Origin of the sequence: Rhizobium sp. CB3090, from assembly GCF_029714285.1 — a bacterium.
Lineage (GTDB): Bacteria > Pseudomonadota > Alphaproteobacteria > Rhizobiales > Rhizobiaceae > Rhizobium.
Map to the genome: position 1 here is coordinate 104,195 of NZ_CP121665.1, position 21,020 is coordinate 125,214.

The following is a 21,020-nucleotide window of genomic DNA, read 5'->3' on the forward strand; positions in this document are numbered from 1 at the left end:
TTGCAGCGAGCGCAATCGGCGATGATCTGATCATTGACATAGTCCCCTTTCATGGTCGGCGCTAAGCGAAAAAGACGCATAAAGCATACCGAACGGGTGAGGACACGCGTTGACTTGGATCAAGGGCCTGGTTTTGATATCGGCTCCGCTGCAAAAATTATTCGAGCCGTAAAATCGAAGAAAAATATTCCTTCTCTTGATCTCAAACAGCGTGAAACAGCCGCCCCAGCAACGATGAACTTGGCCGCAAGCGGATAAAAGGAGTGGCAGGGGCCGAAGGACACCATTCGCCCTTACTTAAACCCGCAGGCAAAATGCAATTTGTGCGATCAGATCGACAAACCGCAGCAGCAATTTGGCACGATCCAGCGATGCGCCCACATGTGATGCTCTGGCGAGCTGCCGGTCGGCGCGCCGTACATTCCAGCTTGAAGGCGGAATTCGCCGCTTCAACCATGCGCATCAGTCATGCCGATCGAAATGCTTCTCCAGGTTCTGCAGGCTTTCGTCCATTGCGAATGCGCCTGACAGATATGGAATTCCGATGTGGCCATAGACAATGGAAAGCTGGCGCGCAGCCGTTTTCTGGTCGATACCGGCGATCTGCTGGCTGTAGATAGCGGCAACAAGACCGGTTCGGTCCGCTCCAGATTGACAATGTATGAGGATAGGCTTTGGCGCCGAACGCAGAATGCTGACCAGTTGATCGGCCCTGTCCGGCGTCAATATTTTCGAAGCAGACATCTTGAAGTCGATATGTTCGATGCCCAATCGTTGCGCCGTATCGATCTCTTGATCGTACCAAGCCCGTTTTTTGTTCTCGCCGCGCAAGTTGACAATCGAGCGGATGCCGTTGTCGCGCACGTACGATTCGAGCTCCGACGGTGAGAGCCGCGCAGAGCGATAGAGCTCTCCAGGGATTACCGGGTGAAAATTGTCGGTTAGCTGCAGCGCGGCAACGTAAGTGCCAATCGCCAGAACTGGCAGGGCAAGCGTTGCCGCCAGAGCGCCTGCGATTTTCATCCTGCGTGACCGTCTCGACAGCCACCTCCCCGCTTTTCCTTTCCCCTTTTGTGGGGCATCAGCATCTGTCGACGGTACCGGACGATCGCCAATCGTATCGCCTGATCGGTCTGGAAGAGCACTCACCTCCGATACGTGATTACAAGTTCGGAGCAAATTTCTGATACGTGCACTCAGCGTGCAAAGGCTGAACGGCTTGACAAGACAGTCAGCCGCGCCGAGCCGGAGGCTTCTTTGCCTGTCGGCAACTTGATCGTCAGCGGAGATGATGATCGCGGGCGTGGCGGGCAATCGCGCCGACAAATGCGTCAGCAGCTCCAAGCCACAGCCGTCAGGCAGACCGGGGTCGAGCAGGATCAAGGAATAACACGCTGCATCCACGGCGCGTTTCGCGGCTTGCAGATCGGCTACCCAATCGACATCCCAGCCGTCGGCCGCGACATGATAGTAACGCATCCCCCAAGATTGCATCATCCTCGACGAGCAATATTCGCATGGTTGCTCCCATATCCGGACCTGCAGGCTGGATGCTATGAATTGCTGACACACGCCTGAATTGGATATTTCAAAATACTAAAATATTGGTTTAGTGGCACCCATGCGGGGAGCTGCAGCGTCAGAAGCGGGTTCTATCCCCGGCGATAAAGAACCATTCCAGCATGATGCAGGACGTCATCGACAAAATCCCCGTCAGCGGTAAAACCGGTGTCATCCCAATAGTCGATGTGACTTCCGGACACTTCGTATCGCCCCTGATACGCGCTTGCGCGTGACCCGCGGGCTTCATCGTAACGTCCGTTTGGGAGCAGTTCATGCCGGATACGGCCGTCTGCGGTCTGCCACATGCCGACATAGGGATGAGACGACGTGGCGCGGGCGGTCATTGTTGCGTCCCCGTCCTGCCCAGGAACCGCTCAATGCTTTCGGGTTTGACGATCCATGCGTAGTTCAGCTCATGACGGATTTTCCATTTGCCGCCGGTGCATTCCCAGCCGAGCTGCGAGCGGCCGTCGAAGGCGATGATTTTGCCATCCAAACGATCGATACGACCGGCAAAACCAAGCGTCGTTGAAGCGACGGTGTCGCCGACAATCGCGTCTTGGCCACCGGTTAATCCGTGGTGAACCGACCGCGTGGCGTTTTGCAGCGCTTCCCAGTTTGCGCCATAGCGCGCGGGATCGCGAAAGAGCTGCGTGTCGCCGGGTGCGAAATTGTCATAGAAAACCCCCTTGGTGCTTTCCAAGTCGTAGTACCGGCTCAGCTTTTGGGAGAACACGAAATTTGGGTCGCCTTCTTTGCGCTCCCAGCCTTTCATGATCCAATCGGCATGCAGCGTCAGGGGAGCATCGCCACCTTCCCGGGGGCATGACTCGTCCTGTGCCACCGCGGCTCCGGCGCTGGCGCCAAAGGCCAAAGCGGCGGCGAATATGATGTTGAGGCGTGTCATTGGGCTACCTTCCTTTTTATGACCAGGTTCCTCTCGGTTGTGCCGCCAAGTCAGGTTGTCGGGGCACGAGGAATAGATAGACAAATGAGATTGTCGCTTGTATCTCCTTTGCGCTAACGGAATTGGTTAGCAAGATTCGACAATGACGATCGATCTAAATCTTCTGCCTGTCTTTCTCGCCGTCGCCGAAGCGGGGAATTTCAGGGCGGCCGCCGACCGCCTCGGCGTCACGCGCTCTGCAGTCAGCCAGGGGATTCGTCGGCTTGAAGATGTCTGCGGCATCGCGCTCGTCAGCCGTACCACACGCAGCGTCCGTCTTACCGAAGCAGGCAACCGTTTCCGTGAAGCACTGTCCCGGCCAATGGCTGACGTAAAATCCGCATTCGAAGAGGTGATAGGCGACAGCAGGCCGAGTGGCTTGCTTCGGATCGCAGTCACGTCGATTGCGGAACAGTTTCTCTCCGGATCGTTGATCGCTTCCTTCGCCGACGCCCATCCTGGTATCACGATCGACGTCACGGTCACCGACGAGATATTCGACATCGTTGCCGGAGGCTTCGATGCGGGAGTGCGGCTCGGCGACGTGATCGAGCAGGACATGGTGGCGGTTCCTCTGACGCAGGAAGAGCGAGAAGTGGTGGTTGCTGCGCCAGGCTATTTCGAGCGCCACGGCATCCCTGCCCATCCTCGGGAACTGGTGCATCATCGTTGCATCGGATGGCGACCGTCGCCAAGCGCGGCTCCATATCGGTGGGAGTTCGAGCAGGACGGTATAGCCTTCGACGTTGCCGTCGAGCCGCAGGTGACGACAAACGACTTGCGTCTGATGATCCGCACCGCGCTCGCCGGCGGCGGCATCACATTTGCATTGGAAGAGACATTTCGTCCCTATATTGATCGTGGCGAGTTGGTCACCGCGTTGGACGACTTCCTGCCGCCTTTTCCCGGATTCTTCCTCTATTTCCCCAACCGACGGAACATGGCGCCCAAACTGCGCGCGCTCGTCGACCATGTTCGAGAGCATAGACGGTTTGGAGCGGGCACAGCCTAAGGCGCACAGGGTCATTTGGGATCGAGAATAGCGTTCTTGGATGCGTGACGAACTACGCGGCTGCACAGCATCACCCGGCCGCTTCGGAGACTTTCCGGCATGAGAACGAGAGGACCATGGTCAGCGTTGGTGCCGAAGGCGCCTACTATGGGAATGCGGTATATGGCGATCTGGACGTCCGGAACAATTTCCTTTTGCAGATTGGCGGCCTCCCGCTACAGCCAGACATATTGTGGAGTTTTCCCAGTTGGGCCGTTGGCGCCGCAAAATCGACAGGAGCCGGCCACACGCGTGAGCTCTTGGAGCCTAAAATTATCGAAAATTTTGCAACATCACTCGGCTGGAGTGCCAACGATCGCAAGGTCTACACAGCTATCGGACGCGAATGCGCGGACAGCTTAAAATGGCGTCTTTCGCAAATATCGGTCGAGCAGCGGCCCGAGCACGAACTCGGCCGGCGAGGCCTAGCGAAACGAGCCGAACAAGCAGCAGCTATCAGGAAAGCTGCGCCTCCGACAGAACAATTCCGCTTATTCGGTTGCCGGGTTCCTACTGAGCAATGGCAAATCAGCGAGGAAGAATGAACCATCTTCTTCTTGCAAGCCTGAGGTATCTTGCGGTCGCTCCTGACCCCTATTCAGCCAGGCGGGCGCATGCATTGCCGCAGACTAGGCTGAGCCTTGCGGATCGGGCGTGCGACCAAGCCTCGTTGAGGCCCGCTGATATCTGTGAGGTGGATGAAAATCCCCGAGTCCAATATGCAATCTCCACAATGGTGCCCGCGATTCAAAATTGTAGCTAGTCGGCGTCTTCCACATATTGGGAAGAGCCCAACTAGCTGCCAAGCGCCATGCAATATTAAGTTATCGATCATCTCGAAATCCCCGAGAGCCGTGCCATCCGGGCCGCGTTTGCGGCCGGTCTCGTCTGTTGCAATTTGACCATCGTAGTAGTTGGCAGCCGCGCGAAATGATTATCGGCAATATTCGTGTAGGCTGCCACCAGTTTGCCCTGCGCGCGCATTTGATCGAGCTCGAAGGCGGTGCCAGTGTCGGCGGCGATCCCGCGAAACGGTGTCAGATTGGCGATGATGCCCTACTGCACGTCAACTCGACGGTTCCGAGACGGAAATTGACCCTCGTCAATGCCGGGTTCGCCTCGCGTGCGATTGTTTCTGCTCCCTCCTCCTCGAGAACAGGACCATGGACAATCCAGCCCATAATGTCGCGCCAGAGCATCGTGTCGCAGATTTTCCGCCTCCCTATTGGGCAAAATCCGTTGCGGCGCTCTTTGCCGAATACAAATCCCAGCCTACCGGCCTGTCCGCGGCGGAAGCGGCGGCACGGCTGCAGATCTACGGCTCGAATGCGCTGCGAGCCGACGGTCGCGCAAATGCGTTGCACATTTTGTTGAAGCAGTTTCTCAGCCCCCTGGTTTTGATTCTCATCTTTGCGGCCATTGTCGCCGCAGGCGTGGGAGAAATGCATGACGCCCTGATCATAGGCTGTATCGTCGGGGCGAGCTGTCTTCTTGGATTTTCGCAGGAATTTTCCGCCTCTCGTGCCGTCGAATCCCTTCGACGCGGCATTTCCTTGACCGCGGCGGTCATCCGCGACGGCAAGGAGCAGACGATACCGGCAGACCAGCTCGTGCCCGGCGACATCATCAAATTGTCAGCGGGCAGTTTGGTGCCTGCGGATTCCGTTCTTCTGTCGGCGCAAGATCTCAACGTGACCGAAGCGGCGCTGACCGGGGAGACGTTTCCCGTCGCCAAATCCCCGGGCGTATCCAAGCCCGACACACCGATTGATGAACGCCTGAACTGCGTATTCACCGGCACATCAATTAGAAGCGGCATCGCTACCGCGCTTGCCGTGAAGACGGGCAACAGCACGGAATTCGCTTCGATTGCCGAGGCCGTTACGCGTGAAGTTCCCGAAACGGATTTCGCTCGGGGCATTCGCAGCTTCGGTTATCTGATGACCAGGATCATGTTGGTCATCGTCTTCGTCGTCTTCATTGCCAACCTTCTCCTGCATCGTCCACTCGTGGATTCATTGCTATTTTCGCTGGCACTCGCCGTGGGGCTGACACCAGAGCTGTTGCCTGCAATCATCAGCGTAACGCTTGCGCGCGGCGCCCGCGTCATGGCGCGACAGGGCGTGATCATCCGCCGTCTTGAAGCCATGGAAAATCTTGGCAGCATGGATCTGCTTTGTACGGACAAGACCGGGACGTTAACGGAGGGAACGATCCACCTCGACAGATGTATCGACGTAACTGGTCAACTCTCTGACAGGGTGAAATTGCTCGCCATTCTTAACGCCGGCCTGCAGGCGGGTCTCAAAAATCCGCTCGACGATTCCATCCTTGCGGAAAAAGCGGATGTTGAGTTGTCAGCCTACCGGAAACTGGGGGAAATTCCTTATGATTTCGCCCGAAAGCGGCTCTCAGTCGTCATCGCTGAGCTAGGTGGCGCTCAACTGATCTGCAAGGGCGCAGTTGCCACCCTCTTGGACATTTGCACAACTGCAAGAGCAGGCGACTTCGCCAAACCGATCAATGCGGAATTTCGAGCCGAAATTGAAGAACGCTATCAGCGGTGGAGCGAGGACGGAATTCGCGTCATTGCAGTGGCGACGCGCCCATTCGACCAACAAAAGACGGTGCCCGACAAGGGAGATGAAATCGGCCTTTGCCTGGAAGGGTTTCTCTTGTTTCTCGATCCCGCCAAGGCTGGCGTGAAAGAGGCTCTTAAAGGACTTCGCAAAAGGGGGATCGGCATCAAAATCATCTCGGGAGACAATCGTTATGTCGTTGCGCATCTGGCAAAGATGGTGGGGTTGAAGGGCGAGCGTGTATTAAGCGGCCGCGAGATCACCTCGATGAGCAATGAAGCGCTTTTCGCCAGTGCTGCCAAGACAGATCTTTTTGTCGAGATCGATCCCAATCAAAAAGAGCGAATTGTCAAAGCGCTGCGCAGGGCTAACCACGTCGTCGGCTATCTGGGCGATGGCATCAACGATGCACCTGCTCTCCATGAAGCTGATGTGGGTATCTCGGTCGATAGTGCCGTAGATGTTGCGCGGGAAGCGGCCGACATTATCCTGCTGCGCCGGGACCTCGATGTCCTGATGCGTGGCGTCGACGATGGACGACGGACGTTTGCGAACACGTTAAAATATATATCGATCGCCACCAGCGCCAATGTCGGCAACATGATCAGCATGGCGATCGCCTCACTGCTGCTGCCGTTCCTGCCGTTGCTAGCCAAACAAATTCTGCTCAACAATCTCTTGGCGGACATACCATCGATGACGATCGCCACCGACAGGGTCGATCCAATCGAGATGCAGCGGCCGAAGCGCTGGAACATCGCCGACATTCAACGCTTTATGCTGTATTTCGGGCCGATCAGCTCCCTCTTCGATTTCGTGACCTTCGGTTTCCTTCTCTTTGTCGGAGTGAGCGTTGATGCGTTTCGCACAGGATGGTTCGTTGAATCGGTCACGTCGCAGATCGCAACGATGCTGATCATCCGCACGATCTTCCCAAGCTGGAAGAGTAGACCAAGTCGCCTGCTTGTCGCTACAACGGCTGCCATTGGTCTCGCCGCCATCAGTCTGCCTTATCTGCCTTTCGCGGGGATCTTCGGTTTTGTGCCGTTGCCTTTCAAGATGGTTATCGCTTTGCTTTCCGTCACAGTCGCTTTCGCAGTCGCCCTCGAAGTTGCAAAAAGCTTGTTCTTCCGGCGCGAGCGAAGACATTCCTCGCTACACGGCAGGGAATTGCGATAGGTCAAGGCCCATTTTACGCTGCATGTCACGATGGAGCGACTGGCTGAAGCATAGGCTTGCATCGGCGAGGCGCTGACGAAGGATGAACAAGCGCATGACGCGAGGCAACCGGTTTCGGCTATGCCTCTTAATTCCAACAGGAGCTTGGATCTTGCCGCGGCACATACTGATCATAGAAGCACATCCGGATGGCCATGATCGCCATTTGTGCGGCGCGCTCGCTGACGCGTACGCAACAGGCGCTGCAAACGCAGGTTTTATGCTACGCAGGTTGGATATTGCCAGACTGAATTTCCCTTTGCTCCGTTCGCGCGACGAATTTGAAAACGGAGTAGTTCCCGAGGGCCTTGCCGCTGCCGCCGAGGCGATCCAGTGGGCCGAACATATCGTCATCGTCTTTCCGCTTTGGCTTGGAACCATGCCGGCGCTCCTCAAGGCCTTCTTGGAGCAAGTATTTCGGCCAGGCGTCGCTTTTCAATATCGCAACCGCGGCGTTGCGAAGCGGCTGCTTGTCGGTTGCTCAGCGCGGCTAATCGTAACGATGGGAATGCCGACACCCATCTATCGGTTCTGGTTCGGGGGTCATGGAGTCAGCGGGCTGAGACGCAGCATCCTTAATCTTGCCGGAGTTCGACCCGTGAAGCAGAGCTTATTCGGAATGGTAGAACAGGTGGACGAGGCGGCGCGAAAGCGTTGGCTTACAAAAGTGGAAGCCCTCGGGCGCCGCGGAGTATAGCAACATCTTTTCACTCGCCTCTCTGTCTCGGCATCAATGAGACGACGAAAATCTCACGCAGGGCGGCCCGCAACTTTGACGCCGATCAACGCGCGGGTCTCGACTAGGCGATATTCATATGTCGGTTGTCCGGCGAATTTCCGGCTTACGAGAGCAACGTGCGAGCCGATCGATTTTAGGCGAAGCGAACGCCCGTCTTCTGGATCGAGCCCATTTCATGGAGATAGCTATGCTTGTCCGCGATATCATGACGTCAACACCGGTCACGGTAAAGGCATCCTCGCCGATTGCCGAAGCCGCCAGTCTCATGCTGGACAACCGGATAAGCGGTCTTCCGGTCGTTGATGACGACGGAACCCTTATCGGCATCGTCAGCGAAGGCGACTTCCTGCGGCGCGGTGAACTCGATACTGAACGTCGACGCTCCTGCTTCCTCGAATTCCTTACCAGTCCCGGTAAGCTTGCTGACGAATATGTGCATGCCCATGGCCGCAAGGTGGAAGAGGTCATGACTTCCAGCGTCACGACCGTTTCGCCGCAGCAGCCGATAGCAGATGCCGTCAAGCTGATGGAACGCGATGACATAAAGCGGCTGCCCGTCGTCGAAGACGATCAGCTAATAGGCATTGTCGCCCGCTCCGACCTCATGCGCGCGCTCTTCAGCATCTTGATGGCCAAGCCCGCGCTAAATGGCGATGCCCAGATCGAGGCGGCGATCCAGACAGAGTTGGCAAAACATAGCTGGAGCGGCAATGGATTCATCTCTGTCGCCGTCAAAGATGGCGTTGCTGAACTCTCGGGTACCATTTTTGACGAACGCGAACGTCTGGCGGCCAAGGTCGCTGCAGAAAATGTTCCGGGCGTCAAATCTGTCACCGACCAGCTTACGTGGATCGATCCTTACTATGGCGTGGCAGTTCCGCTGCCGTAAATCGCAATCCGGCAGGAAGGATCCGTTTCATCTTTCACCGCGGCCATCGCTTGTGATGGCCGCGTTCGACCGTTCTACGGGATCTTATCAAAAACCGGTAGAACATGTGGCTTGCAGCAACTTTGCCTAACTTGCCCAGCGAGCGTCGTATGCGTTTGCAATGGCGAAATTTTCCGATTTGCAGCCGTCGAATTGATCCGCCGCAAAGTAACCAATTCATGCCCGCGATATGGTTTTTCTATCAAAGCCGAGGGAGCACGCCATGTCACATCGAAACGTCAGCGACTATGCCGCCAGCGCAATCGGCACAAGCCTTGTTATCGCATCCTTTGCGCCCGCTTTTCTCTTTCCTAATCTCGGTGGAATTCTCGCTTTTTCGCTAAATTCCGGACTATGCGGGCTGGCACTATTGTCCAGTGAGAACGCTTTGGAACGCTACCCTAGAGAATGGGAGCGGATCACGCTTGCCTTGTGGCTCGCCATCTCACCCTGGTTGCTCGGCTTCCATGGCGCGGCCAGCACCAGTGGACAAGCGTTGTCTGCGCTGCCCTCATCTTCTTACCAGCCGCCTGGACGGTTTCCCATCCGGAAGAAGTTGCGAGAGCAGAAATCCTGGTATCGCAATCGCGGAAGCGGTAAAGGAAATCTACTCATAAACAGGAGCCAAGAGCATGACTCAATTGAAGATCAATTGGAAGAATTGGGTTCTCGTCTGTGATGGAGCTAAGGCACTCTTCCTGCGGAACGACGGCGATGCCGAAATCCTGAACCTCGTTCTAGTTCACGAGACGGCCGAGCCGGCGGAAGCCGCGCGAACTCTAGGGTCCGATCGTCCGGGACGGGTCTATGCATCCAAAGGAGGCGCACGCAGTGCCGTTGAAGCTGTTGACCTCCACGAAAGGGCGGAAGAGAACTTCCTTGCAGCAATCGCCGCGCAACTCGATGAATTCGTTCATGACGGCACGATCGAGCATCTGACATTAATCGCACCTCCGAAAGCCCTCGGCACCCTGCGCAAGCATATTAGCCCGTCGGTACAGGGAGCGATCACGGCGGAACTCGCCAAGGACCTCACCAAGTTGCCTATCGATGAAATCGAGGCTCGACTTCGAAGTGAGACTAAGGCCTGAACGGCAATTTTCGGGGTCTGAAACACGACGCATCATTGAGGCGAATGGACAGAAATCGTGCCCTTTCGACCTTTCCGCGGGATATCCGCATGCCGCCGGATCAATTCGGACAGAAAGGAGCGGAAAGTGCCGCAGAGCCTATTTGGCTCTATGCTGATGGGGCGACCTCACCAGATCGCAATTGCAGCGCTTTCCATCCTGCTTTTTATCATGGAAACTGTTCCGCTCGAACTGCAACGACGCATCGTCAAGGCTGCCACCGCAGGCACCTCCTACCATCTCGTCTTGCTCCTCGTTGCCGCCTATCTCGCGCTTGTCACTGCCCAGGGCCTTACCAAACTGGGCCTTGATCTCTATCGTGGCTGGATCGGCGAAGTGGCGATCCGCTGGCTCCGCCGGTCGGTTCTCGTAGAATCGACACATACGGACGATTTGCTGCCGGAATCTGTCGCCGAAGGCGTAACTTTCCACCCTCCTAGCCGGACGGAGCCTGCCGTCGGCTTCGTCGGTACAAGCATTTCCGAACCTCTCCTGCAGGTCGGAATCCTTGCAGCCGTTGCAGCCCCTGATGGCGCTGGCCATTGTCATCATCTATTTCCCGCAGATCGGCTTTGTCCCCTTCATACAAGCGGCCATCAATCGCCGGATTAAAACCAAGATCAGTGCGATGCGAAACATCAACGAAGGCATGGTGGAACACCTGACCTCCGACGATGCCGTCGAGGCACAGAGCGGCCGCATTCAAACGCTGTGTTCCGTCAACATGAGCATCTACAAACTGAAGTTCGCAATGAACCTCATGACTCGGCTCGGTTATGCCGGCATCTTCGTCCTGGGTGGATATTACGTCGTCACCGGTAAGACTGAAATCGGCACGGTCGTCGCCTTCCTTTCCGGCCTTTCCAAGATCACTGATCCTTGGGGCGCGCTGGTTGACTGGTATCGCGATTTAAAAACGACTCAGGTCAAATATGCCCTGATCCGCGATGCTATGGAGAGCTACGGCTCAACAAGCCTTGACGAGGCGAGCGACCAGGACAAAGAACAAGCAGTCCTCATCCACTGAGGATTTATCAGGACGACCGTGCCTCCGATAGAGTCCCGGTGGCAGATCGCGAGCGTTCCGCCGTTTTACGAAGATTCTCGCTTATGAACACCAACTCGCCGGCGCTGATCGCCTTTGCAGCGAGAAGGACGATTGAAAATCATGCGGCATAATCTCGACCCGACTTCTCAGCTTAATCAATGCATCACAGGCATTCGGTAAAAAGCAGTTTGATGTCATCGTTGCGAGACAATAGATCGAGCGCCTCGCTACCGCTTGCCGCCTCCAGAACTGTATATCCAGCTGTCAACAATCGTGCAACGGCAACACGTCGCACGCGCGGGTCGTCCTCCACCACCAAGATCGTTTCCGTTCCGCCGGGTATGTCAGCGGCCGCATCCTGCGGTTTGTCAGATCGAGCGGAAGCATCTTCCACCGCCGGCAGAAAGATTCTGATGCTGGTACCCTGCCCCGGTTCACTGTAAAGCTGGATGTGCCCCCCCAACTGTTTGACAAAACCGTATACCATGCTCAATCCCAAGCCGGTGCCGGAGCCCACGCCTTTCGTCGTGAAAAAGGGCTCGAACGCTCGCGCCTTCACTTCCTTCGACATCCCAACGCCCGTATCGGTGATGGATATCAAGACGAAATCACCAGGCCGCAGCTGGGGATACATTTGCGTATAGTCGATATCGAGATGCGCCTTCGATATTTCGATTGTCAGCCTGCCCCCCCTCGGCATGGCGTCCCGAGCATTGAGCGCCAAGTTCAATAAGGCATTTTGAAGCTGAGAGCCGTCGACAAGCGCGTGATTGTGGTTGCCTGTGACAATGGTGCGAAGCTCGATCGTCTCTCCTAGCGTTCGTCTCAGAAGCTCGGAAAAACCCGATACGAGGGAGCCGACATCCAGCGCTTTCGGATTCAGAGGCTGGCGCCGTCCGAAAGCAAGGAGCTGACCAGTGAGTTTGGCCCCGTCATCGGCAGCATCTTGCGCTTCGCGAAGCAGTGAACGCTGACGGTCTTCAGAGAGGCTCATCTCCAGCATTTCGAGATTTCCACTGATCACCGTCAGAAGATTGTTAAAATCATGCGCAAGCCCGCCGGTCAGTTGCCCGATCGCCTCCATCTTCTGAGCTTGGCGAAGTTCCTCTTCGATACGGTGCCTGCCAGTCAGGTCACGAATGAAACCAGTGAAAATGCGTTTCCCGTTTGAGATCGCTTCGCCGACAGACAGCTCCATCGGAAAGGTCGACCCATCTTTCTTTTGGCCTCTGACCACGCGCCCGTAGCCGATAATGCGCCGCTCGCCGGTTGTCAGATAGTGAGAGATGTAGCCGTCATGAGCCTCCCGATCCGGTGAAGGCATCAACATGTGCACATTCTGACCCAGCACCTCGTCGGAGCGGTAGCCGAAAAGCTTCTCGGCCGCGGCGCTGAACGAGGTAATGGTGCCGCGCTCATCGATGACGACCATGGAGTCGGGAACGGTGGCGAGGATCGACCTCAAATGCGCTTCTCGCTCTGCGAGATTGTCCTGAATTTGTTTCATGTCGGACACATTGTTGTTCGTTTGAATGATAACGAGGCCCACCGAGGGCGAATCGAGAGCAACCCAGCGCGTAGCGATTGCTAGACGACGCCCATCCTTGTGATGATGGATCACTTCGCCTTCCCACATCCCGCTCGAACGGACGTCCCGCCTGATATCATCGAGCGGCTGTGGAAACTCGGTGGCAAGCAGTTCATGGACGACTTGCCCAATCGCTTCATCTCGTCTCCAGCCGTAGAGGCGTTCGCAACCCGTGGTCCAGCGGCTGATAACGCCATCGAATGCGTGTACGATGAGATTGACGTTATCAAGAATGCGGACGATACGATCCAAATCCTGTTCTGATGTGGACGCCGCAGTCTCCTTGGACATGTCCGCCTCTTAGCTCTAGTGGCGGCGCTGTCCGACCGCCTTTCCTAAGTCATCGTAATCTTCGCTTTCTCCTGCCTGATGCGCAAGGGCGGTTTCATTCAGCACCTGAATGGCGTTGCGCCCGCAGACTGCGATGAGCCGCCTTCCTGACAATTTCGTAACCGTTCGCGATACGGTTTCAGTCGTGAGCCCCAAATAGTCGCCTATGTCGTGACGTGTCATCGGTAAGGAGATCATGCCGCGAGTGCCCTGCTGGGCTTCGCCATGTCGAAGCTGCTTCAGCAGAAAACTGGCAAGTCGCTCCTCAGCGCTCTTGCAGGACAATAGCACCATCTGATCCTGCGCGGCGGCCACCTCGTCGCGCAGCCGCGACAGTACTAACGAGCGAAGTTGGGGAAGCACAGCGAGCTCCTCTTCGAAGGACCGCTTTGTCATGCGCTGGAATACAACCTCGTTGATCACCTCCGCGCTGTAGAGGTACCGGTTTTTGAACGACACACCGACTACGTCGCCGTTTTTCAGAAAACCAGTTATGACGCGACGGCCATCGGGCAGCAGGCGGCAGATGCGCAAGTTCCCCTCCACGATCGAAAAGAGGTGCTTGGCCGCGTCTCCTTCAAAAAATAAGATTTGCCCGGCTGTGGCGCGCTCAAGAGGCTGTTTCTTGAAAATGATACCAAGGCTCACGGCGTCCGAAGCAGTGACAGCTCCGTCAACGATGTGAGGAACGAGATGAAGATTATTCGCCAACATGTCCCTGACTCCCTTTGTCGTGGAAGCAGTTGACGATCTTTGCGTGACGGCCGAATGCCTAGAACGTACGAATTGGTGCGACTTTGTAACAGTCTGTAACAGCCTCGGGATGGCGACTATCGAACATCAACACATAGCATCGGAATACCCATCTTGCCGTGAACAATGATCTTCTCACTAAGTCAAGTCGGCGGCAGGAGCGATATCGATGCGGCACATCAAGCCATGATCCCATTTGTTATAGTGTGCAAGATCACGAAGATGCTCAAAGACATCAGGCGCAGGCATCCAAATTCGAATAAACTGGCATTTCGAAACGATAGCTCGTCTTTTTGCCTCGGCGAAAAGATGCTCTGCAATGTTGACATCGTCGACGGCACTGCCAACGACGAGCACCGGCACATCCAGCAACTTGCCTGCGACTGGATGCTTACCGGTCGAAGATACCGTCAGCCCCCGAACATAACATGCGGTATCGGTCGCAACGACAATATGCCAGCGCTGTCCATCGACCACGGATTGCCACTGATCGATCGTCAGCGAGGGAGTGACATGCTGTAGTAAGGCGAACGCGCGAACGACCTGATCACTTCGTATCGTATGAAGTGTATATTCGCCCGTCATAAGCGTTCGCCTCCAGATACCGCCCTCATACCTCGTCGCTAGTCAAATGCGCTTGGGCTCACCCGTCATTGTTTCAGATCAATGCGAGGGCCGATGATGCGAGCATGGTGGTCGCCGACCTTATCTTATCGATGAACGGAGGTTCCCATGGTCAGGTTGATGAGGGCGGCAGTTGTAAGGGCATTCGGCAAACCACTCGTCATCGAACAAGTCCCGATACCCATCCCGGGTCCCGGAGAAGTGCTCGTCAAGGTCAAGGCGTGTGGCGTGTGCCATACCGATCTACATGCTGTCGACGGTGACTGGCCTATTCGTCCGATTTTATCTTTCATCCCGGGACATGAGGTGGCGGGTGTCGTCGCCGCTCTTGGTCCCGATGTCACAAATCTCAAAGAAGGAGATGCCGTCGGGGTCGCCTGGCTTCACGACGCGTGTCAGCGGTGTGAATATTGCGAATCCGGCTGGGAGACATTGTGCGAACATCAGCACAATACCGGCTATAGCTGCAACGGCGGCTTTGCCGACTACATGATCGCCGATGCCTCTTTTGTCGCGCGTCTTCCCAATCACATCGATTTTGCCGAAATCGCGCCGATCCTCTGCGCTGGCGTGACGAGCTATAAGGGGCTAAAGGAAACCGAAGCCCAGCCGGGAGAATGGGTCGCCATATCAGGCGTCGGCGGGCTCGGACACGTTGGCATTCAATATGCAAAAGCCATGGGTTTGAAGGTAATCGCCCTCGACATCGCACCGGAAAAGCTCAACCTTGCGCGGATGGCTGGCTCCGATTTCGCGATCAATGCCGCGACGCCAGATGCGGTCGCGGAAGTGATGAAGGTCACTGGCGGTGGCGCTCATGGCGTCCTGGTGACGGCGGTATCTCCGGCTGCCTTTTCACAAGCGATTTCGATCGCGCGTCGCAAGGCAACGATAAGCTTGGTCGGTTTGCCGCCGGGACAGTTCGCAACGCCAATCTTCGACGTCGTCTTGAAGCGCATTACCCTGCGTGGCTCGATCGTCGGAACACGTCAGGATCTCGATGAGGCAATTGCCTTTGCTGCCGACCGCAAGGTGAAAGCCGCAATCAGCCGTGCGCCGCTGGAAGACATCAACAAGGTTTTCGCCAATCTCAAACAGGGGCAAGTGGAAGGCCGAGTCGTATTGGATATGGCGATGGGCGCATCGACCGATCGTGCGAAATCAGAACCGAGTTATGTCTGAAGCGGCCGACCAATTCGAATGCGACCGCGATCCGGGTCAAGCCATTGATCTTTTCCGGATGCAGAGGGCCTCGTCCCTGCCGCTGTTTGTTCTTGCGGTCCTGGGACTCGGGACAGGCCTTGTATGCGCCTGGTTCGGTCTGGGTTCCTGGTCGGTGCTGGCATTGATCAGCGCTACCGCTGTTGTCCTGTTCGCACTGGCGGTGGACGTCTTTCTCAGTTTTCGCAAGAAAGAATTCGGTCTGGATATTATTGCTGCTCTAGCAATGGGAGCTGCACTCTGGTTTGGCGAATATGTCGCAGCCGCTATCGTGGCGGTGATGTTTGCCGGTGGACAGTCTCTGGAGAGCTATGCCCAAGCACGCGCCGAAAGCGGGATGACCGAACTGCTGTCGCGCGTGCCGCGTCTGGCGGTGATGGTGACGGACGCCGGCTTCGCCGATGTCGCCATCGAAGAGGTTCTGGCGGGAGACAGACTTCTCGTTCGCAATGGGGATGTCGTTCCGGTCGACGGGCACGTTGACACCGGTCACGCCATCTTGAATGAAGCCGCGTTGACCGGTGAGTCCTTGCCTGTGCGACACAATCCGGGACAGATGATCATGAGTGGCGCGTCCAATATCGGTGATGCGTTCGAAATGATTGCCGCCCACCCGGCGGCCGCGAGCACATATGCCAGCATCGTCCGTCTCATCGCGCAAGCGCGCAGCTCAAAGGCTCCGATGTCAAGGCTTGCCGACCGCTATGCATTGGCCTTTCTCGCTATCACGCTGGCAATCGCTATCCTGGCGGCCCTTTTATCAGGAGAGCCGACGCGCGCAGTGGCGGTGCTTGTCGTTGCGACCCCTTGCCCTCTCATTCTCGCTGTTCCCGTGGCGCTTGTTGCCGGTGTATCAAAGGCATCGCGCAACGGCATTCTTATAAAGGGCGCCAGCGTTCTCGAGGTTCTGGCAAGTATCAGGGCGGTCGTATTCGACAAGACGGGAACACTGACGACCGGACAACCGACGATACGGCACATTGATACTAACGCAGATCCAAACGAACTGCTGGGCCTGGCCGCATCGCTGGATCAGGCATCCGCTCACACCATTGCCCGTGCCGTGGTCGCTGAAGCCAAACGCCGTAAACTTGTCCTTTCGATACCGGCAACCGTGACTGAAGTCCCAGGGGAAGGCATTGAGGGATATGTTGGCAATCACCGGGTAGCGATCGGCGGCAAGCATTTTATTGCAGCCAGATGCGGACTCATGCAACCGCCGGAACATGCAGTGGGAACTGCCATGGCTTACGTTGCTATCGACGGGCATTATGCGGGAGCATTTATCTTTCAAGATCCGATCCGAACCGATGCTTTGGCAGTGGTCGAGAGTTTAAGAGGGCTTGGAATTAAGCGCATTTCGCTGGCCACGGGGGACAGGAACGTTGTCGGAAAAGCAGTTGGCCAAGCGCTAGGTCTCGACTTCGTCAGAGCAGAACTCGCACCTGCCCAGAAGGTCGAAGCTGTTAAAGACGAATTGAACCACGGCCACGTGATGATGATTGGCGACGGCGTCAACGACGCTCCAGCGCTTGCTGCTGCCTCTGTCGGGGTGGCCGTCGGCCGCGGGAATCTCGCCGCCGCAGCCGAGGCGGCCGATGTCGTCCTTCTACGAGACAATCTGCAGCTCGTCGCAACCTCGATCGAAATTGCACGTTGGTCGCGCCGGATTGCACTTGAGAGTGTCTACGCCGGCATAGGGCTCTCAGTCGCCGCCATGATCGCCGCCGGTTGCGGATACCTTAGTCCCATTCAAGGCGCTCTTTTGCAGGAAATCATCGACGTCGCCGTCATCTTCAATGCCCTTCGAGCCGGTTAAGGAAAATGGGGGTGGTTTTCTATTAGTTTACTAACCGGCGATGGGTCGTCCGTTTACAGTTCCAGGGCGTATCGAATACGGCGCCAATACTCTACGGCGCGTAGAGCATGGGTCGGCAAACGTTTCGGGCCGAAGAATTTGACTCGTTTGTAGTCGGTTCTGTGGCCGATCAGGCTTTCCCTGCTGTGCGTCATCAAGCTCACGAGGTTCCGTTTCGTGGTGAGTACGTTCGACCCGTGGTGCCATCCCCTTTCCAGCGCGACGTCGAAGGGAAAGGCCATGCGCTGTAAGGCGGACAGCATCTTTTCCGCTCCAAGTCGCGTGATGACATAGCAGGCTGCGGACCCCTGAGGACCGTGGAGGCAGCGGCCGATTTCATCTCCAAGAGCGCTGGTCGCCATGTGCCGGAAGCCCCGGCAGCGATGATTGAAGAGTTTTATGACGTCAGCATTGCGGACTGCATTCAAGATCGAGTTCGTTCTCTCAATCAGGTCTGCCGTAACCTCAACATCGTCCTCCATGACGATCACGGCATCGAAGTCGCTTTCGACAAGCATCGAAAGACATTTGATGTGACTGCGATAGCAGCCATATTCGCCTGCCAGGATTAGGCGTCCGCCATGCCGAAAAAAACTTTTCCAATCCACATCGCCATACTCCCGCTGCGACAACTGGCGACCGTCGATGGCCGCCACACGCATCATAGGCATGCTGTATTGATCCGCTTTAGCGCGGATCGCTCGCCAACGTTCGATGGAACTGTCGAGATTGATGACGTACACGCCAAGCTTCATTGCGTGTCGCCAGCTTGTTTCACCGCATTTCGCGGGAACTGAGCCACGCCGGAGCCTATCTCATCGCTCTTCCACAACGCCGCAGCAAAGGCGTGGACAAAAGCAACTGACAATCGCCATAACCGGAAGAACAGGCGACTTGCTTCGATGAATGCCCGATAAGGCAAGACAGTAAGGTAATGCCACCGCGATCTGTGATAGCGACGACGTTTTGACTGAATTTGCGAAGGCAATCCGATCATTTGGTCGATGGGCACCGGCGAGACAAACGCTGATTTCAGGCCGTCGAAAAATTCGACGTCGAATGCGAGATCGAAAGGCAATCTCATCGGCAGCAGCTTTTCGACGAACCAATGCGCCGCACGCCGATTGATGAGATAGGCGCCGGATCCCTTTTCGCGGGTCAGCGCAATCGCGAGGCTTCGCTTTTCCGTCAATTTGGCGAAGCTGAATTTCCTACCACGATTGACCGTTGATAGCCGCAAAATGTCCCATGCTGAGCCAGCATCAAGAGCTGCCTGCAGAAGCTCGGTCAAATCCTCGGGAAATTCGAGGTCGTCCTCCAAAACGAGGGCAAACTCGCATTCGGAGACAAGCAGGCGCCTGGCGCATTCCACATGGCTTAGATAGCAGCCGATTTCCCCCGGATTGCGGCGCCGACCATGCATGAAACGAAAGGAGCGTTCGCTGAATTCCGCAAGCGGAAAGTCGAGTATTTCGCCGTCAACGGCGGCAACCCGCTCAAACTGCAATCCAACCCGATCCAGCTTCTCCTGCATTGCGGTAAGCCGATCACCGGCGCGATCAAGATTAATCAAAAAGACCTTTAGCGGCCGGTTGTCCGGCTTCTGTTCATTCATGCCCTGCTCCACTCCGGCGGCAACGGCCTCATGACCGTGCTTTCGGAGCAGACACTGTTCAGCCCGACTTACGGGACGCTTACAAGATTCCGGCAAGAAGAAGGAATTTAACAGCTCATCGCCACACTGGAAATGCGCTGCGTTTCAATACCCCTGCATTGGATTGCCTTGCCGTCCCGCACAATCTTCGCCCGCCGACAGCAAACGGACAGCTTCGCTACATTAGTGATCTTTCGTCACCAACAACTTCAATGTGCAAAAAGGATGATCCAATGAACTTTAAGATGCTGATTTCCGTCGCCGTCGCCGCAGCAGCTCCGGCGCTGGCTCATGCGAGCCCTAGCTGCACGAAAGAGCCCAAATCTGCGTGGATGTCGCAAGACGCCATGAAATCCAAAATCGATCAGCAAGGTTATAAGGTCAGGACCTTCCAGGTCACTGGTAACTGTTACGAAATCTACGGCAAGGACAAGGACGGCAAGCGCGCAGAGGTCTACTTCAATCCGGTCACCGGCGCCATCGTCAAAGCCGAAATCGGGGATTGAGCCATGACGGAGATCACGACCAACGAAAACGACTTGGCTCCGTCCGCGACGATCAAGGTCTGGGATCCGGTCGTGCGCCTCTTCCATTGGACCGTTGTGTCGGCCTGCGTGCTCAATCTCTTCATCCTCGAAGAAGGACGATATTGGCATCGCATGACCGGCTACACCGTGGCGGTCGCCTTGACCATCCGCGTGCTGTGGGGGTTTGTCGGAACCAAGCATGCGCGCTTTTCCGACTTTTTCCCAACGCCGGCCAAAGTTATGGGTCATATATTCGATATCGTCGATGGTCGCAAAAGCCGGTCCATCGGCCACAATCCGCTCGCATCCGTTATGATGCTGTTATTGATGGCTCTACTGGCTGCGACCTGCCTGACGGGATGGATGACGACGCTCGATGCCTTTTGGGGCGATAAGTGGTTGGAGGAATTGCATGGCGTCATCGCAAATAGCATCATGGTGCTTGCTTTCATCCACGCAGCCGCTGCACTGATCGAAAGCTGGAGACATCGGGAAAATCTCGTTTGGTCTATGGTGACGGGACGAAAAAGGGCATGAGGATTCTACTGGTTGAAGACAGCCCACGCCTGCGGGAGTTGGTCTCGGAGACGATCCGCGAGGCAGACTGGCGGATCGATGCCTTCTGCACTGCGGAGGAAGGGCGCCTTGCACTGGAATCGGCTGGCTATGACCTCCTCCTTCTCGATCTTGGCCTTCCGGACGCGGATGGCCTCGCCTTCTTGAAATCGATCCGCTCAGACAAACATCAGATCCCGGTGCTAATTCTTACGGCACGCGACGCCATCGATGAACGCATCGCCGGCTTGGACGCAGGAGCCGACGATTACCTCACAAAGCCGTTCAACAATGGCGAACTCCTGGCCCGCATTCGGGCCCTGATGCGGCGGTCGCCCTCCGCGCTCATGCCGACGCTCGAATTCGCAAAATTGGAATTTGACCTGACGTCGAGGCAGGTGCGTTATGATGGCGCCGACCTGGCCTTGATGCCTTCGGAAAAGTCCTTGCTGGAACTTCTCATGCGTGACGCCGGCAAGGTCGTCTCCAAGCGCCGCCTTGAGCACGCCGTCTCCGAGTTCGGCGAGGAGCGCAGTTCCAATGCCATCGAGCTTGCCATTTCGCGATTGCGCAAGAAGCTGGAAGGCCGATCGACGAACGCTAAGATCGAGACGGTTCGCGGCGTTGGCTATATGCTGCGCGAGGCTTCACCGTGAGCACGCCAAGCCCGGCCCTTGCGACCATCCTCACCCGCAGGATCGTCTTCTT

General features: G+C 56.4%; 22 protein-coding genes and 1 pseudogene. 14 read left to right on the forward strand and 9 right to left on the reverse strand.

Annotated features, from left to right (window positions below; all coding sequences use genetic code 11):
* Nucleotides 1-462 precede the first annotated feature (462 nt).
* The 3 genes from QA646_RS30615 to QA646_RS29955 all read right to left on the reverse strand — a co-directional run bounded on the left by QA646_RS30615 (nucleotide 463) and on the right by QA646_RS29955 (nucleotide 2,470).
* A complete protein-coding gene (locus QA646_RS30615; protein WP_349254286.1) occupies nucleotides 463-1,497 on the reverse strand; it encodes a response regulator in 1,035 nt (344 codons plus the stop codon).
* A 155-nt stretch (nucleotides 1,498-1,652) separates the two neighbouring features.
* Nucleotides 1,653-1,907 carry an Atu4866 domain-containing protein gene (locus QA646_RS29950; RefSeq protein WP_283061220.1) on the reverse strand — a complete coding sequence of 85 codons (255 nt, stop codon included), beginning with the start codon at nucleotides 1,905-1,907 and terminating at the stop codon, nucleotides 1,653-1,655.
* Nucleotides 1,904-2,470, reverse strand: coding sequence for a hypothetical protein (locus QA646_RS29955; protein ID WP_283061222.1), 567 nt, complete (start codon nucleotides 2,468-2,470; stop codon nucleotides 1,904-1,906). Before QA646_RS29955 ends, QA646_RS29950 begins: the two co-directional genes overlap by 4 nt.
* A 142-nt stretch (nucleotides 2,471-2,612) precedes the next feature.
* Between QA646_RS29955 and QA646_RS29960 the strand changes: the two genes are divergently transcribed.
* Together QA646_RS29960 and QA646_RS29965 are read left to right on the forward strand one after the other, a co-directional pair.
* Nucleotides 2,613-3,521 (forward strand): LysR family transcriptional regulator, encoded by a 909-nt coding sequence (locus tag QA646_RS29960; RefSeq protein WP_283061223.1) that lies wholly within the window; start codon nucleotides 2,613-2,615, stop codon nucleotides 3,519-3,521.
* 116 nt (nucleotides 3,522-3,637) lie between these two features.
* Entirely contained in the window at nucleotides 3,638-4,105 is a 468-nt protein-coding gene (locus QA646_RS29965) for a hypothetical protein (protein ID WP_283061224.1), read from the forward strand.
* Between the two features lie 263 nt (nucleotides 4,106-4,368).
* Here QA646_RS29965 and QA646_RS29970 read toward each other — a convergent pair.
* Nucleotides 4,369-4,613: pseudogene (locus QA646_RS29970) on the reverse strand (nucleoside 2-deoxyribosyltransferase); the annotation flags it as partial.
* Nucleotides 4,614-4,723: 110 nt separating this feature from the next.
* Between QA646_RS29970 and mgtA the strand changes: the two are divergent.
* The 7 genes from mgtA to QA646_RS30625 all read left to right on the forward strand — a co-directional run bounded on the left by mgtA (nucleotide 4,724) and on the right by QA646_RS30625 (nucleotide 11,181).
* Nucleotides 4,724-7,318, forward strand: coding sequence for a magnesium-translocating P-type ATPase (gene mgtA / locus QA646_RS29975; protein ID WP_283061225.1), 2,595 nt, complete (start codon nucleotides 4,724-4,726; stop codon nucleotides 7,316-7,318).
* Nucleotides 7,319-7,400: 82 nt separating this feature from the next.
* On the forward strand, nucleotides 7,401-8,054 hold the full coding sequence (locus tag QA646_RS29980; protein WP_349254287.1) for an NAD(P)H-dependent oxidoreductase: 654 nt from the start codon (nucleotides 7,401-7,403) through the stop codon (nucleotides 8,052-8,054).
* 229 nt (nucleotides 8,055-8,283) lie between these two features.
* Nucleotides 8,284-8,985 (forward strand): CBS domain-containing protein, encoded by a 702-nt coding sequence (locus QA646_RS29985; protein ID WP_283061226.1) that lies wholly within the window; start codon nucleotides 8,284-8,286, stop codon nucleotides 8,983-8,985.
* 262 nt (nucleotides 8,986-9,247) lie between these two features.
* Nucleotides 9,248-9,703, forward strand: a complete 456-nt coding sequence (locus QA646_RS29990) for an SPW repeat protein (RefSeq protein WP_283061228.1) — start codon at nucleotides 9,248-9,250, stop codon at nucleotides 9,701-9,703.
* Nucleotides 9,657-10,115, forward strand: coding sequence for a host attachment family protein (locus QA646_RS29995; protein ID WP_283061229.1), 459 nt, complete (start codon nucleotides 9,657-9,659; stop codon nucleotides 10,113-10,115). Before QA646_RS29990 ends, QA646_RS29995 begins: the two co-directional genes overlap by 47 nt.
* Nucleotides 10,116-10,241: 126 nt before the next feature.
* Nucleotides 10,242-10,766: a hypothetical protein gene (locus QA646_RS30620; protein ID WP_349254288.1), complete on the forward strand. Its 525-nt coding sequence runs from the start codon at nucleotides 10,242-10,244 to the stop codon at nucleotides 10,764-10,766.
* Nucleotides 10,767-10,782: 16 nt separating this feature from the next.
* Nucleotides 10,783-11,181 carry a hypothetical protein gene (locus tag QA646_RS30625; protein ID WP_349254289.1) on the forward strand — a complete coding sequence of 133 codons (399 nt, stop codon included), beginning with the start codon at nucleotides 10,783-10,785 and terminating at the stop codon, nucleotides 11,179-11,181.
* Nucleotides 11,182-11,365: 184 nt separating this feature from the next.
* Here QA646_RS30625 and QA646_RS30005 read toward each other — a convergent pair whose 3' ends face one another.
* The 3 genes from QA646_RS30005 to QA646_RS30015 all read right to left on the reverse strand — a co-directional run bounded on the left by QA646_RS30005 (nucleotide 11,366) and on the right by QA646_RS30015 (nucleotide 14,458).
* A complete protein-coding gene (locus QA646_RS30005) occupies nucleotides 11,366-13,081 on the reverse strand; it encodes a PAS domain-containing sensor histidine kinase (RefSeq protein ID WP_283061230.1) in 1,716 nt (571 codons plus the stop codon).
* A gap of 15 nt (nucleotides 13,082-13,096) precedes the next feature.
* Complete coding sequence (locus QA646_RS30010; protein WP_283061231.1) at nucleotides 13,097-13,834, reverse strand: helix-turn-helix domain-containing protein; 738 nt, start codon at nucleotides 13,832-13,834, stop codon at nucleotides 13,097-13,099.
* A 177-nt stretch (nucleotides 13,835-14,011) separates the two neighbouring features.
* The gene (locus tag QA646_RS30015; RefSeq protein ID WP_283061232.1) at nucleotides 14,012-14,458 is read right to left on the reverse strand and encodes a hypothetical protein; all 447 of its coding nucleotides are present in this window, start codon (nucleotides 14,456-14,458) and stop codon (nucleotides 14,012-14,014) included.
* A 147-nt stretch (nucleotides 14,459-14,605) separates the two neighbouring features.
* Between QA646_RS30015 and adhP the strand changes: the two genes are divergently transcribed.
* A complete protein-coding gene (adhP, locus tag QA646_RS30020; protein WP_283061233.1) occupies nucleotides 14,606-15,679 on the forward strand; it encodes an alcohol dehydrogenase AdhP in 1,074 nt (357 codons plus the stop codon).
* A complete protein-coding gene (locus QA646_RS30025; protein WP_283061234.1) occupies nucleotides 15,672-17,537 on the forward strand; it encodes a heavy metal translocating P-type ATPase in 1,866 nt (621 codons plus the stop codon). The genes adhP and QA646_RS30025 overlap by 8 nt, the downstream gene beginning before the upstream one ends.
* Before the next feature lie 53 nt (nucleotides 17,538-17,590).
* Here QA646_RS30025 and QA646_RS30030 read toward each other — a convergent pair whose 3' ends face one another.
* Complete coding sequence (locus QA646_RS30030; RefSeq protein ID WP_283061040.1) at nucleotides 17,591-18,331, reverse strand: glycosyltransferase family 25 protein; 741 nt, start codon at nucleotides 18,329-18,331, stop codon at nucleotides 17,591-17,593.
* A complete protein-coding gene (locus QA646_RS30035) occupies nucleotides 18,328-19,191 on the reverse strand; it encodes a glycosyltransferase family 25 protein (RefSeq protein ID WP_283061041.1) in 864 nt (287 codons plus the stop codon). Before QA646_RS30035 ends, QA646_RS30030 begins: the two co-directional genes overlap by 4 nt.
* A 272-nt stretch (nucleotides 19,192-19,463) precedes the next feature.
* Between QA646_RS30035 and QA646_RS30040 the strand changes: the two genes are divergently transcribed.
* Genes QA646_RS30040 through QA646_RS30050 form a run of 3 tightly spaced genes read left to right on the forward strand, consistent with a single transcriptional unit; the run spans nucleotide 19,464 to nucleotide 20,968 of the window.
* A complete protein-coding gene (locus QA646_RS30040) occupies nucleotides 19,464-19,736 on the forward strand; it encodes a PepSY domain-containing protein (RefSeq protein WP_283061042.1) in 273 nt (90 codons plus the stop codon).
* Nucleotides 19,737-19,739: 3 nt separating this feature from the next.
* Entirely contained in the window at nucleotides 19,740-20,294 is a 555-nt protein-coding gene (locus QA646_RS30045; RefSeq protein ID WP_283061043.1) for a cytochrome b/b6 domain-containing protein, read from the forward strand.
* Nucleotides 20,291-20,968: a response regulator transcription factor gene (locus tag QA646_RS30050; protein WP_283061044.1), complete on the forward strand. Its 678-nt coding sequence runs from the start codon at nucleotides 20,291-20,293 to the stop codon at nucleotides 20,966-20,968. Before QA646_RS30045 ends, QA646_RS30050 begins: the two co-directional genes overlap by 4 nt.
* The last annotated feature ends 52 nt before the right edge of the window (nucleotides 20,969-21,020 follow it).